We start from the raw sequence: 14777 nt of genomic DNA, 5'->3' as shown, positions 1-14777 counted from the left end.
AATTGACGATTAAACGAAATTTAAACAATACTTTTGCAGCACTTAAAAAAATAAATAATTTTAAAATGGACGATTATTATTCGGAAATGTTGAACTAAAGTAGCCCTTGTAACTAAATCAAGAGGCTATGACTAAACCTATAGAATTTTGATATGAGAGCTTTTTACAAAAACAATAACGGATTAATTGCCATTGAGAAATGGATTCCAAACTGCTGGATAAATATAGAATGTCCGACCGAAGCAGAAAAAAAATATTTACTAGAAGACCTAGAGATTCCAGAAGCTTTTTATAATGATATTGAAGATATAGACGAAAGACCAAGGATAGAAATTGAAAATGGTTGGACTCTAATCATTATGCGAATTCCAGTTAAGAGCAATGATATAAAGTTGCCTTTTCATACCATTCCTGTTGGTATTGTTTTTAAAGGTGAAATATGCATTACCATAAGTTTTCACAAAACAGAAATGCTTGCCGATTTTGTAACATACACCAAACGCAAGAATATTAATATCAAAGATAATTTTGATTTAGTATTAAAATTGTTACTATCCTCTAGTGTTTGGTTTTTGAAATACTTAAAGCAAGTTAACCAAAAAATAAAATTAGCCGAAGATAATTTGGAGAAATCCATAAAAAATGAAGAATTACAAGCCTTACTTCAAATAGAGAAGTGCTTGGTTTTCTTTATGACTTCCTTAAAGGGAAATGATATTTTATTACACAGAATCAAGAATATAAAATCACAAAGAGAATATTTTGATCTTGATTTGTTAGAAGATGTGGAGATTGAATTGCGTCAGGCACAAGAAACTACCAATATTTATAGCGATATTTTAACAGGAACTATGGATGCGTATGCCTCTGTAATTTCAAACAATATGAATACTATAATGAAACAGATGACTTCTATTTCAATTATATTAATGATTCCAACATTGATCGCTAGTTTATACGGAATGAATGTTCCTAATGATTTACAAGAAAACAAATATGGAATCTGGATTGTAATTGCAATATCTATGATTTTGTCTGCTTTTGGTGTGTTTTTATTTAAAAGAAAACGCTGGTTTTAAATTCCTTTTTATTTTTTTTAAAACACTTGTAAAATTCAAATATTATAATAACTTTTCATTTCAAAGTACTTTAAAATGAAAGATACACATCAAGAAGATTTAATGCACATTCGTTCGATGATGGAACGTTCTTCCCGATTCATTTCCTTAAGCGGTCTCTCTGGCATCTTTGCGGGAACTTTTGCTCTAATAGGTTCAGTCTATGTTTACTATTTATTCGAAAAAAGAGGAATTGCTTATTTTGATAGTAAAGAGGTAAGCTATAGTTTAGATTTTATTATGGAGTTGGCTTTTATTGGAGGTTCTATTTTAGTTTTAGGCTTAGTATCAGGAATTTTTTTTACTTACAGAAAAAGTAAAAAATTAAATATTCCTATCTGGACCAATACTACCAAGAAATTGATAATTAATCTAATTTTACCTTTGACTGTTGGTGGAGTTTTTTGTGTAGCTCTTCTATATCATAATTTATTAGCTTTAATTGCACCCTCTACCTTGTTATTTTATGGTTTAGCTTTAATAAATGCTGAAAAATACACATTTTCTGATATTAAATATTTAGGTTTTTGTGAAATAATTTTGGGGTGTGTCTCCCTTTTTTATTTAGGAAAAGGTCTCATTTTTTGGGGAATAGGATTTGGTGTTTTGCATATTCTCTATGGTTTGATAATGTTCAAAAAATATAAATAAAATGGGAATAATCGATAAATTAAATAAAGATTTTGATAGTCGAGTCCGTTTAGGGATTATGTCTGTCCTTATGGTCAATGATTGGATCGATTTTACCGAAATGAAGTCTTTATTAAATGTAACAGACGGAAATTTGGCTAGCCATTCTGCTGCTCTAAATAAATTAGATTACATAGAAATTAAAAAGGAATTCGTGGGCAAAAAGCCTAAAACTTCCTATAGAGTTACAAATTTTGGTAGAGCTTCTTTTGTTTCTCACCTTAATAGTCTTGAAAAATTAATAAAAAATAAATAACGCATTTTTTTTAACTAATTACTTTGAAATTCAAAGTACTTTTAAATATTTAAACATGAAAAAACACACTTTGATTTTTAGCTCAACATTGCTATTTTTTAGCTTATTTTACAAAGAAGGCTTAGGTATTAATTTAGCTTTTTTTGCCTTATTTTTAATAGCTTTAATTAATTATAATGCTAAGAATAAGACCTTTACTTTTAAAATTTTATCTTTAACTTCAGTAGTAGCTACTGTTGCATACGCATGGTTTGGTGACGCCGCTTCTTTTTTTGCATTGTTTTTTTCTATACTCTTTCTTCAATTTGAAAATCAAGAAATTAAACTAAAAACAATTCTGTCTATACCGATCATATTTATTAACTTTTTTTCTTCTTTAGTAAGACCTTTTTTATTTAAGGAATGGCTTCCAGAAACTAAAATTGGAAGTAATACGTTAAAAAAAGCAATTGCTTATGTATTGATTCCCTTGGTTTTCATGGTTGTTTTTTTTACTGTTTATACATATGCAAGTAATGTTTTTTCTGGTTTTTTGCGATATGAAATTGATTTTGACTTTACAGCTGTTTTTTTTACAACTCTATTAGGGTTTTATATATCTTTTTCTTTTTGGAATTATTGGGTTCCTAATTACAATTATTCCTTAAATTCAAAATTGCAGAATTTATTTCCCTCAGAATCTCAAAGTGAAATTACACCAAGTTTTTCATTTTTAGACTTAGACTTTGAACGTAAAAGTGGTGAAATCTCTTTAATTCTTTTAAATGTAATGTTACTGTTTTTTATTACAGCATACAATTATGAGCAGTTTTTTCAAATACAAGAAACATCTTCTTTAAGTTCCGCAACTCATGATGGAGTTAATTCTGTGATGCTCTCTATATTTATGGCAATTGGTGTCCTTTTATTCTATTTTAAAAAAAGTTTTAATTTTGATGATAAGGCGAATTTTCTCAAAGTTTTGGCTAAAATTTGGATTTTTTTAAATGCAGTTTTAGTGTTTAGTTCAGCAATCAAGAATTATGAATACGTTTGCCATTTCGGATTGACTTACAAGCGATTAGGAGTTTTTGCTTTCTTAGCCATTATTTTAATTGGACTCGTTTATCTTTATTTAAAAATTAAAAATCATAAAACAAATGCCTATTTATTTAATGTAATGCTTTGGTACTTGTATGGTTTATTAATGCTTTGTGCTTGTGTAAATTGGGGTAATTTGATAACAATCTACAATATTAATTCTAAAAGAGGAATTGAACCCGTTTTTTTAAGTGAACTTAATTTTAACGATAAAGTGCGAAGATCTTATTTTGAAGAAAATAAATTATCAGGGGAGTACATGGAAGAATTAGTGGAAAGAAGAATTGAAATAAATCAAAATAAATCATTCCTTTCTAAAAATTTATATTACCAGAATTTAGAGAATCAAAAATAAATATATTTCAATAGCATATAAAAAAAGCGTTTCAGATTTTGAAACGCTTTTTTACTTTTTAATATTCTCCTCTTTTCTTAAATCGAGGATCATCCCTTTTTATAAATTCGGTTTTTCTTCTGTTAGGTGATGCTTCTGGTTTAGGTAAACTTCCCTCTTCTGTTTTTATTGAAGGCTCGATTAATTGATTCATTTCTAAAATTTCAGCATCCGTTAAATCTCTAAAACGACCCACAGGAATATCAAGTGAAATATTAATGATTCGAATACGCTTAAGCGCTACAACGTCATAACCTAAATACTCGGTCATTCTACGAATTTGGCGATTTAAACCTTGTGTAAGTATAATTTTGAATGTGGTAGAACTAATTTTCTCTACTTTACACTTTTTGGTTACAGTATCTAAAATAGGAACTCCATTTCCCATCTTTTCTATAAATCGGTCAGTAATTAATTTGTTTACTGTTACGGTATATTCTTTTTCGTGATTGTTTCTCGCTCTTAAAATTTTATTTACAATGTCACCGTCATTGGTCATAAAAATCAATCCTTCACTTGCTTTGTCTAATCGTCCAATTGGAAAAATACGAGTGGGATAGTTTATATAATCAACTATATTATTGCGAACTTCTAAATTAGTAGTACATTCTATACCTACTGGTTTGTTGAAAGCAAGGTATACTGGTTTTTCATTTTTTTCTCGTATCAATTTACCATCAATACGCACTTCATCATTAGGAGATACTTTGGTTCCTAATTCTGGTACGATTCCATTAATGGTAACGCGACCTTCTTCAATAATTTTATCAGCTTCACGACGAGAGCAATATCCTGTTTCTCCTATGAATTTATTGAGGCGTTTTAAATTTTCTTCCATAGTGCAAAAGTAAGCAAATTTCTTTATCGGTTTCTTAAACTCTTTTTTAAAAATGATGTTTGGGTAGGAAAGTGATTTGACATTCAACTTTAAAGTTGTTTATCACAAATGTCAATAAATATCAAAAATCCCTTAAAGTTTTAAAACCTAATTAATCTAATTCATAAATTTGAAATATAAATTACTGGCAAATTAAAATTTAGACATTCTTATATTTCTTATGTGTTTAAAACAGTCAATATTATTTTTGAAACACTCACACTTTTTCAAAATGTACTATTAAAAATAATGGATTTTAGTCCTTTGAATCAAATAAAAAGGCACTTACTTTTTTATACAATTCCTCATCATGTAATTTGTGACCAAGGCCTTTTGTTTCTTCAAAATGAACGTCTTTCCATGCGGAGGCTATTTTTTTTCCTTCTGTAAATAAGACAATAGTATCATCAACATCATGCGCTAAAAATCCTTTAGTTTCATTATTGGAAACAAATTCTTTTGATGCAAATTCATCTAAATTTTTATCCAATACCTGCGTGTATTTGTTTTTTAAAGCTTGTGTAACTTTATTGTTCAACCTTAATAGAGTTGTAAAGTTTTTTAAAATAATAACAAAATCACTAGGCGCACCTAGAATTACCATTTTTTGAATATTAGGGTTTTGGTGTTTGTATTGATAGTACAAACTTGTTTTTCCTCCCATAGAGTGACCAATCATATATTGAGGTTGGTACTTTTTAGCAACAATATCAATAAATTCTGCATATTTTGGTACGGTAAATTCTTTTCCGCTTGACATTCCTTGTCCTGGTCCATCAATAGCAATTATGGTACTTCCTGAGTCGATAAGATAGGGTAGCATTTTTTTCCATCTAGAGGAATTGCTTTCCCAACCATGAATAAGTAATATAGTGGTATCGTTTCCTTTCCAAATGTAGGTTTGTATTACATTATCATTATCAATTATTGTGTCTCGAATTGCACCTTGTAGTGTTTTAGGAATTTTGTTGCTATTGATTTTTCCTTTTCTAGGTTGGCTAAAAAATCCATGTGCTATTTGAATAGCTTTATCAGGAAAAACATAGCTCATAAGATTGATGTAAGCACCAATTGATTTAGTTAACAAAAAATAAAAACTGTTTTTCATGTAATAAAATTATCAAACTTTACAAACAAAAAAAGTCTGCAAAGCAGACCAAATATAATATAAAAAAAAGTCCCGATGTAAATCGGGACTTTAATGTAATTAAAACTTAGCAAATAATTGATCCATTTTTTCTTTTTCTTCGTCAGCTAGCATGCTGTCTACTAATATTCTTCCAGAGTGTTCGTCTGTGATGATTTTCTTTCTCGAAGCAATTTCTACTTGAGTCTGTGGCGGAATAGTGAAGAATGAACCTGCAGATGCTCCTCTTTCGATAGATACAACAGCTAAACCGTTACGAACACTAGTTCTGATTCTTGTATATGCTTTCAATAATCTTTCTTCAATTAAAGCTTGGAATTCTTGAGATTTCTCAGATAAGAATGCCTCTTCTTTTGCTGTTTCAGCCATGATAGCGTCTAGCTCAGATTTTTTATGCTTTAAGTGATTTGATTTTGCTTCTAATCTTTCTTTAGAGCTTGCAATTACTTCCTTCTTGTGTTCCATAGAAGCTTTCATTTCTTTAATTTGCTTTTCAGACAATTGAATTTCTAATTCTTGAAATTCTATTTCTTTAGTCAGCGAATTAAATTCTCTGTTGTTACGAACCGTTTCTTGTTGTTTCGTATATTTTTTGATAGACTCTTTGTGGTCTTCAATGGCATTCTTTTTTACTTTGATAAGGTCCTCAATTACTTCAAGTTCTCCTTTCAATTTTTCTGAACGCGTACTTAAACCAGCCACTTCATCTTCTAAATCTTCAACTTCTAAAGGAAGCTCTCCTCTTACGTTTCTAATTTCGTCAATTCTGGAGTCAATAAGTTGTAAATCGTAAATCGCTCTTAACTTGTCCTCAACACTTAATTCTTTCGTATTCGTCATATTCTATAAGTACTTAACTGGATTTGAATTTTCTTCTGATAAAATAACGGCAAAATTAAGGATTTTTTTTCGAAGATACTCAACAATATAATTTTTTGTATAGCGTTCGCTTTCAAAATGTCCAATATCTGCCAATAAAAGTCGATTTTCGGCTTGATAAAACTCATGATACTTCAAATCAGCGGTCAAATATACATCTGCGCCAGCTTGAATTGCATTTTTTATGGCAAAACTTCCAGCTCCACCAAGAACGGCTATTTTTTTTACTTCTTTTCCGATAAAATTAGAATGCCTTATCCCTTCTGATTGCATTTTTTCTTTTACAAATAGTAAAAAATCTTTTTCTTTCATTGGTTCTTTCAATTCACCAATCATTCCTAAACCAATATTTTGATGCTGGTTTTTTAAATCGTAAATTTCATACGCCACTTCTTCATAAGCATGATTTTGAAACAATGCTTTTAATATTTTATTTTCTAAATGTTTTTCAAAAGTAACTTCAATTTTAATTTCCTCTTTTTGAACAAATTCAAATCGCTCTCCTAATTGAGGATTGCTATTTTCATTTCCCATAAAAGTTCCTATGCCTTTTGAATTGAAACTGCAATCTTCATAATTTCCTATATTTCCAGCGCCAGCATCAAACAGTGCTTTTCGAACTTTTTCTGCATTTTCAGCAATTGTATAAGTCACTAGTTTCCTAATGAAATTTTCCTTTGGAACTAAAACTTTAGTATTTATTAAACCAAGCGCATCACAGAAAATTTTATTCACTCCATTTTGATGATTATCTAAAGCAGTATGAACTGCATATATAGCAATATCGTTTTTTATAGCTTTGATAATCGAGCGTTCTACATAATCTTTGCCTATTATTTTTTTTAAACCAGAAAATAATATAGGATGAAAACAAACTACAAGATTGCATTTTTTTGCTATGGCTTCATCAATTATGCTTTCTAACGCATCATGACAAACTAAAACTCCTGTGGCTTCATTATTTTGATCCCCAACTAATAAACCCACATTATCAAAATCTTCAGCGTAAGCAAGCGGCGCCATTTCCTCCAGAATAGAAAGAATGTCTTTTATTTTACTCATTATTAATTGTTTTGCATTTATAAATCATCAAATTTTTTAAGAATCTATTTAAGATAAAAGTGTATGTTTGACTAAATGAGAATCTTAGCAATTTGTATTTTCAAATATAAGCATAAACGATGTTTTTTTAATATTTGAGCCGTTTTATTCGTGAATTGGCAGCTTATCTTTTTATATTTGTTTTATGAATTTACTTAGAAAAATACTGTTTCCAATTTCCATTTTGTATGGTATAATCACAAGTATTCGTAATTTTCTTTTTGATAAAGGGATTTTAAAATCCTATTCTTTTGATTTGCCAATTATTGCAGTGGGAAATCTTAGTGTTGGAGGGACTGGTAAAACGCCTCAAATAGAATATTTAATTCGTTTGCTTTCTAAACAATATAAAGTAGCCACTCTTAGTAGAGGTTATAAAAGGAAATCGAAAGGTTTTATTTTGGCTGATCAAACTGCGACTGCTGTTATTCTTGGTGACGAACCTTTTCAATTTTTTGAAAAATTTAAAGAAATTCAAGTTGCTGTTGATGCTGATAGACAAAATGGGATTAAGCAATTACTTGCCCAAAAAGAAAAGCCAGCAGTTATTTTATTAGATGATGCTTTTCAACACCGAAAAGTAAAAGCGGGATTTTATATTTTGCTAACTTCTTTTGGAGATTTATTTTCAGATGATTTTATATTGCCAACAGGAAATTTAAGAGAAAGCAGAAGTGGGGTAAAAAGAGCGAATGTTGTCATTGTAACTAAATGTCCTGCTACACTTTCATCAGAGGAGAAAAACAAAATCAGAAACAAGTTGAATATTTCTTCAGATCAAGAATTATACTTTACTTTTATAGCGTATGATACTTTTATTTTTAGCGAAAATCTAAAGTTAAACCTTAATGAACTGCAATCAACACCCAAAATAGTAATTGCAGGAATTGCAAAGCCAGAACCTTTTTTTAAACATTTACAAAATAATAATGAAGTCTGTTTGTCTTTTCCAGATCATCATAATTTTACTGATAAAGACATTTTAGAAATAAAAAAAATAGCTCAAAACAATATTATTATTACTACCGAGAAAGATTATATGCGTTTGAAAGGAAGTTTGCCAAAAGAACAGCTTTTCTATTTGCCCATAAAAAGTTCTTTTCTGTGTGATAGTGAGAAATTTGATAAAACAATTATAAATTATGTGGGAACAAGTACAAGAAACCGTTAGTTATATCAACGAGAAGATCAATTTTAAGCCAGAATATGGTGTTATTTTAGGATCAGGATTAGGGAGTTTTACCGATGAAATGCAAATTGAGTACACTTTACCGTATAATGAGATTCCAAATTTTCCAGTTTCAACCGTTCAGGGTCATAAAGGAGCCTTAGTATTCGGAACCATTGGTTCTAAAAAAGTAGTTGCTATGCAAGGAAGATTTCATTTTTATGAGGGATATTCTATGACTGAAGTTACTTTTCCGGTGCGAGTAATGAAATTTTTAGGAATTGATAAATTAGTAGTCTCAAATGCTTCTGGTGGAGTAAATCCAAACTATAAAGTAGGATCTATTGTAATCATTACAGATCACATTAATATGACTCCAGAACATCCTTTGCGTGGCAAAAACGATGAGCGTTTTGGACCTCGTTTTGTAAATATGAGCGAGCCTTATTCTAGAAAGATGATTGCTACCAGTAAAGCTTTAGCAAAAAACTTGAATATAGAAGTGCAAGAAGGAATCTATTTAGGCTTACAAGGTCCTACTTTTGAGACTTTGGCCGAATATAAAATGGTGAAAATTTTGGGAGCTGATTGTGTGGGAATGTCTACTGTTCCAGAAGTAATCGTAGCACGTCATATGGATTTAGAAACATTTGGTATTTCTGTAATAACAGATATGGGTGACGAAGAAAGTATTGGAACTATTTCTCATGATGAAGTATTAGAGGCTGCTAAAGGGGCAGAACCTAAAATAAGAAAACTTATTAGAGAATTAATTTTAAACTATTAATAGTCTAAATATATTCTGCGATTGTGCTATAAAAATCCTCTGGGACGAACGGTTTAGTTATTACTTCATTCATCCCAAAGGATAAAAGCATTTCGCGGTTTTCGTGAAGCGAAATAGCTGTAAGTGCTATAATAGGTGTAGTTTTATCAAAACTACGAATGTGTTCTGTAGCAACAGTTCCGTTAATTCCGGGTAAGTGAACATCCATCAGTATTAAATCAAATTTATTATTCCTAGCCCAATCAATTGCATCTTCTCCATTATCAATTATCTCACATATAATTTTCTTATTGTGTAGCATTTTACGAGTGATCATTTGATTGATTTTATTATCCTCAACTACTAATATCTTTTTATTTATTAATTTAAAATCATAATCAATTTTTGGAAGCACTTTTACTTCTACTGGGCTTTGGCTTATTTCAAAAGCTAATTTGAAAGAAAAAGTAGAGCCTTTGCCTACAATACTTGTTAACTTTATTTTACCTCCAAGGATTTTAATTAATTTTTTTACAATAGTTAAGCCCAATCCTGTGCCACCATATTTTCGGTTCACTTCTATTGAGCCTTGTGAGAAACTATCAAAAACACTACTTAATTTGTCCTCAGGTATTCCAATTCCAGTATCATTAATTTCAAAATAAAGCGTGGCTATTTTATCTTCTAACATTTCAAGATTGGTAATTAATTGGATTGTACCATTCTTTGTAAACTTTAGCGCGTTATTAATCAAGTTTAGTATTATTTGAGATAATTTTGTTGGATCTCCAATTAGATAATCGGGTATTCCCTCATCAATTTTTAGTACTAAATCGTTGTTATTTGCGACAGCTAATTCTTTTAAAGAATTTTTAATGTCAAATAGCAGTTGCTTTAAATTAAAATTAGTTTGTTCTACTTCAGATTTATCAGATTCTATTTTGTTTATTTCTAATATTTCATTGATAAATTTTGTCAAATAATCTCCCGAAAATTTTAAAGAATGCAAATAATCCAATTGGTTTTTTTTCGGTTTTTCTTCTAATAGTAAATGTGCAATTCCATTAATGGCGTTTAATGGTGTTCGAAGTTCATGACTCACAGTAGAAAGAAATTCAGATCTTGCTTTTGATGCTTTTTCTGCTTTGTTTTTTGCAATTTCTAGCTCGTTATTTTTTTCTTGTAATAATAAATTTGATTGATTTCTAATGATATTGTTCTTGTATAAAGAAAGACTTAACAAAGACAATATTGAGATTAAAGCTATAGCTAAGATGCTGATCAGTTTAGAAAATTTACTTGTTTTTTCCTGTTCCTTAATCTCATTGTTATTCTGAATAATTTCTTTTAATCGTTGTGATTGTTTGAATTTGGTATAATCATCTATTCCGAGTCTTTTATTATTTCTAATAGTAATACGCTCTTTTAAATTCAGATGTTGTTTTAAATAGGAGTAGGCAGTGCTTTTGTCTAGAATTTTTTCATAAACGGTACTAAGGGCCAATAAAATATTAGATCGCTGTTCTAAATTATCTGAATTATCACCTAATTCTAGTGCTTTATATAAATAATTCAGCGCTAAATTACTTCTGTTGTTTTGATTTTCAATATAGCCAGTTTGATAAAGCGCTTCTATTTTCGAATTTAAATTGCTACTGTTATCAGGTTTTGCTATTATGGTTTTAAATATTGTTAAAGCTTCATCCAATTTATTTTCGGACTTGTATAATATTCCTTTTTGAAGAGAGAATAATTCGGCAGTATCAGGTATCTTTAAAAAATCTTGAATTACTTTGGCTTTGTTTAAGAAGATTTCGGCATTGCTAAAGTCTTCTTTTTCCATATAACACATTGCTATTGTGTATAATGTCGCAACTTGTTTTGTGTTTGGTTTTAACGAAGAATACAAAGAAGCACTTTTAAGAAGTGTCCCAATAGCATCATTGTATTTTTTTAAATCATAATATAGTTTTCCTAAATTATAATTTTCTGAAGCTTGCTCTTTGATATTATTGCTTCTTTCTGCTTTTACTATCTTTTTCTGAGTATTTGATAGTGCTTCTTTGTAATTGTTATTGTCAACTAAAGGGTAGTTTAAGCTAACATAGTAAGCTGTGCTATCTATTTTCTCGCGTTGTTGAGAATATAGTAACGAAGTTAAAAAAAGTAAATAAACGAAAGACCATTTCATTTGTTACCAATTTTATGACTCTTATTTTTATGGCTTTTTTAAATTAGTCAAAAGAATTAAATCAATTATCCTGGAGGAATACCCTATTTCATTATCGTACCAACCAACGACTTTTACCATCTTGTCAATTACTGAAGTTAGCTGAGCATCAAATATACAAGAATTTTTATTGCCAATTACATCTACTGATACAATTGGATCTTCAGTATAGTCTAAAATGCCATTCAGGCTGGTTTGTGCAGCAACTTTAAAAGCTTTATTGATCTCTTCTATTGTTACCGCTCTTTTTACATTGAAAGTAATATCGGTCAATGAACCATCTGGCACTGGGACACGAATACCACAACCCCCAATTTTACCTTCAAATTCAGGGAAAATTTTTGTTAATGCTTTTGCAGCTCCAGTTGTTGTAGGGACAATTGATTGGCTTGCTCCACGGGCGCGACGCAAGTCTTTATGAGGTTGATCGTGTAAACTTTGATCTGTTGTATAGGAGTGTATGGTGGTTATATAAGCTTGCTCAATACCGCAAAGTTCATTCATTACCTTTATCATAGGTGCTGCATTATTAGTAGTGCAACTAGCATTTGATATAATCGTTTCTGAACCATCAAGTATGCTTTCATTAACCCCTAAAACTACTGTTTTTATAGTGTCAACTTCAGAAGGTGCAGAAAGAATTACCTTTTTGGCTCCAGCTAAAATATGATTATTTAAATCTTCAAAAGTTTTGTATTTTCCTGTAGATTCAATAACAAAGTCAATATTTAAACTTTTCCAATCTAAATTTAGAATACTTTTTTCATGGAAAAATAAAAAGTTTTTGTCATCAATTATAATTCCTTCTTTATCACTACTTACAACATTTGGTAAAACACCGTGAATGCTGTCGTATTTTATTAAGTGAGCCATTGTTTTTGTATCCGCAATATCATTTATGGCTATTACTTCAATATTAGGATGATTTAAGAGTAAGCGAAATAAATTGCGCCCAATTCTTCCAAAACCATTTATAGCGATTCTTATCATAAGTAGGAAAGTGTAGGTTCTTAAAGTAAAACACCATAAGTTAAAATCTTCAGAATTTTAACTTATGATGTTATACCATTGTATTATAGTATATGTTTTTGAGCTTTGTAAGAAGAACGAACTAAAGGACCACTTTCTACATGACGGAATCCAAGTTCTAGTCCATAATCTTCATATTTTTTAAATTGCTCTGGAGTTATGAATTCTTTTACCGGTAAATGTTTTTTGCTAGGTTGCAAGTACTGACCAATAGTCACAATATCTACATTGGCTTCACGTAAATCACGCATGGTTTGATATACTTCTTCTTCCAGTTCTCCTAGTCCAAGCATGATCCCGGATTTTGTTCTATTAATTCCTTTTTCTTTCAGGTATCTTAAAACTTCTAGACTTCTATCGTATTTTGCTTGTATACGAACTTCACGTGTTAGTCTTCGAACGGTTTCTACGTTGTGAGAAACAACTTCTGGGTTGGCTTCTACAATGCGATCTATATTTCTTTCGATTCCTTGAAAATCTGGAATCAATGTTTCTAGAGTAGTAGTAGGATTCATTCTTCGAATCGCTTTTACCGTTTCTATCCAAATAATAGATCCACCATCTTTCAAATCATCTCTATCTACACTTGTAATTACAGCATGTTTGATATTCATGATTTTTATCGAGCGAGCTACTTTTTCAGGTTCATCCCAATCTACGGTTTCTGGTCTTCCGGTTTTTACACCACAAAAACCACAAGAACGAGTGCAAATATTTCCCAATATCATGAAAGTTGCCGTTCCTTCTCCCCAGCATTCTCCCATATTTGGACAACTTCCTGAGGTGCAAATTGTATTCAGACTATATTTATCAACTAATCCTCTAAGTTCAGTGTATTTTTGGCCTATTGGTAGTTTCACCTTCAACCATTTCGGTTTTCCAACCGGTAAAGTATTTTCTAAAACAGTTTCCATATATCAATTTTCAAAGTGCAAAGATAACGATTGTAGTCTATTTGTGGATTCGTTTGTCCTTTTATTTAAAGCAATGTAAATAGATATATTTAAAGCAGATTTTTTTCGTTTTTTAACAAATAGTTGTCCTGCTTTCCCCTTTATCTCTCCGCTATGCTACGAGGATATCGGCTCTATCAGGGCTAGGTTAGAACTTTTTGTAGTGCTAAAGAGGTTTTCCTAAAAAGAATCTAAACAATAAAAGCAGCACTTATAGATGCTGCTTTTATTAAAATATTTTCATTTAATAATTTACTCCATTTTTATGATAATAGGAAGATTATAAGCTGTTCTAACTGCTTTTCCATCAATCATTCCAGGCGTCCATTTGGTTCGTAATGATTTCAAAACTCGAATCGCTTCTTTTCCTAATCCATAACCTGGATCTTTTTTTACTTGAATGTCGGTCATACTTCCATCTTTTTCGATCACAAAAGAGACAAAAATGCGAATGTTACTTGTGTTTTCTATTTCTGGTTTTTCAAAATTATTACCAACATAAACATAGAATTTATTAATACCACCCGGAAATTCAGGAAGTTTGTCTAATGCTACACTAGCGACAATAGTATTGCCTAAATCAGTAACATTAGTGTTATCTGTTCCGCTTGTTGTGCCTGCAGTAGGATTTACTCCTGTTATTCCAGTTCCATCATTTACAACAGTTGTAGTATTTTGGTTATCAGTATTTTTAGGAACGTCTTGTGTAGCTTGCGCGGCTTGTACAATTTCTGGATTTGCTAATTGTTTTTTTATAATTGGTGCTTCTGTTGTATTACTTTTTACCGCCGTAACTGATTCGTTGGGTTTAACTTGGTTTGGAATGATCTCATTAATTTGTACTATAGTATTAGTAAAATCAGGAGTACTTACATTTTCTGAAGAATCAGCACTAAAATAATTTAAGAATCTAGGAATACTTATAGTTCCAAATAAAAATAATACCCCCATTAAAAGGGCAAATAGTAAGGTTTTATTACTTTCCTTACGGAGTTGATAGGCTCCGTATTCTTTGTTTCTGTTCTCAAAAACAAGGTTCAACCAACTGGTTTCGTAGATTCTTAATTTTGACATAATTAGTGGGTTTAA

At 30.4% G+C, this 14777-nt stretch carries 14 protein-coding genes; 6 read left to right on the top strand and 8 right to left on the bottom strand.

What is annotated here, in order from left to right:
- The first annotated feature begins 152 nt into the window (after window positions 1-152).
- The 4 genes from MW871_RS07745 to MW871_RS07730 all read left to right on the top strand — a co-directional run bounded on the left by MW871_RS07745 (window position 153) and on the right by MW871_RS07730 (window position 3499).
- Window positions 153-1079 carry a magnesium transporter CorA family protein gene (locus tag MW871_RS07745; protein WP_248428152.1) on the top strand — a complete coding sequence of 309 codons (927 nt, stop codon included), beginning with the start codon at window positions 153-155 and terminating at the stop codon, window positions 1077-1079.
- 75 nt (window positions 1080-1154) lie between these two features.
- On the top strand, window positions 1155-1769 hold the full coding sequence (locus MW871_RS07740) for a hypothetical protein (protein ID WP_188049707.1): 615 nt from the start codon (window positions 1155-1157) through the stop codon (window positions 1767-1769).
- A gap of 1 nt (window position 1770) precedes the next feature.
- Window positions 1771-2064 carry a winged helix-turn-helix domain-containing protein gene (locus MW871_RS07735; protein ID WP_188049708.1) on the top strand — a complete coding sequence of 98 codons (294 nt, stop codon included), beginning with the start codon at window positions 1771-1773 and terminating at the stop codon, window positions 2062-2064.
- Window positions 2065-2119: 55 nt separating this feature from the next.
- Entirely contained in the window at window positions 2120-3499 is a 1380-nt protein-coding gene (locus MW871_RS07730) for a DUF4153 domain-containing protein (RefSeq protein WP_248428151.1), read from the top strand.
- Between the two features lie 58 nt (window positions 3500-3557).
- Here MW871_RS07730 and rluF read toward each other — a convergent pair whose 3' ends face one another.
- From rluF to MW871_RS07710, 4 genes are all read right to left on the bottom strand, one after another.
- Window positions 3558-4376: a 23S rRNA pseudouridine(2604) synthase RluF gene (gene rluF, locus MW871_RS07725; protein ID WP_188049710.1), complete on the bottom strand. Its 819-nt coding sequence runs from the start codon at window positions 4374-4376 to the stop codon at window positions 3558-3560.
- A gap of 295 nt (window positions 4377-4671) precedes the next feature.
- Entirely contained in the window at window positions 4672-5523 is an 852-nt protein-coding gene (locus tag MW871_RS07720; protein ID WP_248428150.1) for an alpha/beta hydrolase, read from the bottom strand.
- Window positions 5524-5622: 99 nt separating this feature from the next.
- Entirely contained in the window at window positions 5623-6402 is a 780-nt protein-coding gene (locus MW871_RS07715; protein WP_188049712.1) for a zinc ribbon domain-containing protein, read from the bottom strand.
- A gap of 3 nt (window positions 6403-6405) precedes the next feature.
- Complete coding sequence (locus tag MW871_RS07710) at window positions 6406-7503, bottom strand: Nif3-like dinuclear metal center hexameric protein (RefSeq protein ID WP_248428149.1); 1098 nt, start codon at window positions 7501-7503, stop codon at window positions 6406-6408.
- Window positions 7504-7687: 184 nt separating this feature from the next.
- On the opposite strand from MW871_RS07710, the gene lpxK reads away from it, so the two are divergent.
- Together lpxK and MW871_RS07700 are read left to right on the top strand one after the other, a co-directional pair.
- Window positions 7688-8713: a tetraacyldisaccharide 4'-kinase gene (gene lpxK, locus MW871_RS07705; protein ID WP_248428148.1), complete on the top strand. Its 1026-nt coding sequence runs from the start codon at window positions 7688-7690 to the stop codon at window positions 8711-8713.
- On the top strand, window positions 8685-9497 hold the full coding sequence (locus tag MW871_RS07700) for a purine-nucleoside phosphorylase (RefSeq protein WP_248428147.1): 813 nt from the start codon (window positions 8685-8687) through the stop codon (window positions 9495-9497). Before lpxK ends, MW871_RS07700 begins: the two co-directional genes overlap by 29 nt.
- 4 nt (window positions 9498-9501) lie before the next feature.
- Here MW871_RS07700 and MW871_RS07695 read toward each other — a convergent pair whose 3' ends face one another.
- From MW871_RS07695 to MW871_RS07680, 4 genes are all read right to left on the bottom strand, one after another.
- Window positions 9502-11667: a tetratricopeptide repeat-containing hybrid sensor histidine kinase/response regulator gene (locus MW871_RS07695; RefSeq protein ID WP_248428146.1), complete on the bottom strand. Its 2166-nt coding sequence runs from the start codon at window positions 11665-11667 to the stop codon at window positions 9502-9504.
- 27 nt (window positions 11668-11694) lie between these two features.
- A complete protein-coding gene (gene gap / locus MW871_RS07690) occupies window positions 11695-12696 on the bottom strand; it encodes a type I glyceraldehyde-3-phosphate dehydrogenase (RefSeq protein ID WP_248428145.1) in 1002 nt (333 codons plus the stop codon).
- Window positions 12697-12779: 83 nt separating this feature from the next.
- The gene (gene lipA / locus MW871_RS07685) at window positions 12780-13649 is read right to left on the bottom strand and encodes a lipoyl synthase (RefSeq protein ID WP_248428144.1); all 870 of its coding nucleotides are present in this window, start codon (window positions 13647-13649) and stop codon (window positions 12780-12782) included.
- Between the two features lie 291 nt (window positions 13650-13940).
- Window positions 13941-14762: an energy transducer TonB gene (locus tag MW871_RS07680; protein WP_248428143.1), complete on the bottom strand. Its 822-nt coding sequence runs from the start codon at window positions 14760-14762 to the stop codon at window positions 13941-13943.
- Window positions 14763-14777 lie beyond the last annotated feature (15 nt).

Origin of the sequence: Flavobacterium pygoscelis (genome assembly GCF_023162025.1) — a bacterium.
Taxonomy (GTDB): Bacteria; Bacteroidota; Bacteroidia; order Flavobacteriales; family Flavobacteriaceae; genus Flavobacterium; species Flavobacterium pygoscelis.
The sequence above is the reverse complement of the archived record's forward strand: the minus strand, read 5'-3'. Positions and strand labels throughout refer to the sequence as shown.

What these genes read in the sequence shown, in the direction of transcription:
- MW871_RS07745 (WP_248428152.1), top strand. Translation starts at nt 153, where the DNA reads ATGAGAGCTTTTTACAAAAACAATAACGGATTAATTGCCATTGAGAAA.
- MW871_RS07740 (WP_188049707.1), top strand. Translation starts at nt 1,155, where the DNA reads ATGAAAGATACACATCAAGAAGATTTAATGCACATTCGTTCGATGATG.
- MW871_RS07735 (WP_188049708.1), top strand. Translation starts at nt 1,771, where the DNA reads ATGGGAATAATCGATAAATTAAATAAAGATTTTGATAGTCGAGTCCGT.
- MW871_RS07730 (WP_248428151.1), top strand. Translation starts at nt 2,120, where the DNA reads ATGAAAAAACACACTTTGATTTTTAGCTCAACATTGCTATTTTTTAGC.
- rluF (WP_188049710.1), bottom strand. Translation starts at nt 4,376, where the DNA reads ATGGAAGAAAATTTAAAACGCCTCAATAAATTCATAGGAGAAACAGGA.
- MW871_RS07720 (WP_248428150.1), bottom strand. Translation starts at nt 5,523, where the DNA reads ATGAAAAACAGTTTTTATTTTTTGTTAACTAAATCAATTGGTGCTTAC.
- MW871_RS07715 (WP_188049712.1), bottom strand. Translation starts at nt 6,402, where the DNA reads ATGACGAATACGAAAGAATTAAGTGTTGAGGACAAGTTAAGAGCGATT.
- MW871_RS07710 (WP_248428149.1), bottom strand. Translation starts at nt 7,503, where the DNA reads ATGAGTAAAATAAAAGACATTCTTTCTATTCTGGAGGAAATGGCGCCG.
- lpxK (WP_248428148.1), top strand. Translation starts at nt 7,688, where the DNA reads ATGAATTTACTTAGAAAAATACTGTTTCCAATTTCCATTTTGTATGGT.
- MW871_RS07700 (WP_248428147.1), top strand. Translation starts at nt 8,685, where the DNA reads ATGTGGGAACAAGTACAAGAAACCGTTAGTTATATCAACGAGAAGATC.
- MW871_RS07695 (WP_248428146.1), bottom strand. Translation starts at nt 11,667, where the DNA reads ATGAAATGGTCTTTCGTTTATTTACTTTTTTTAACTTCGTTACTATAT.
- gap (WP_248428145.1), bottom strand. Translation starts at nt 12,696, where the DNA reads ATGATAAGAATCGCTATAAATGGTTTTGGAAGAATTGGGCGCAATTTA.
- lipA (WP_248428144.1), bottom strand. Translation starts at nt 13,649, where the DNA reads ATGGAAACTGTTTTAGAAAATACTTTACCGGTTGGAAAACCGAAATGG.
- MW871_RS07680 (WP_248428143.1), bottom strand. Translation starts at nt 14,762, where the DNA reads ATGTCAAAATTAAGAATCTACGAAACCAGTTGGTTGAACCTTGTTTTT.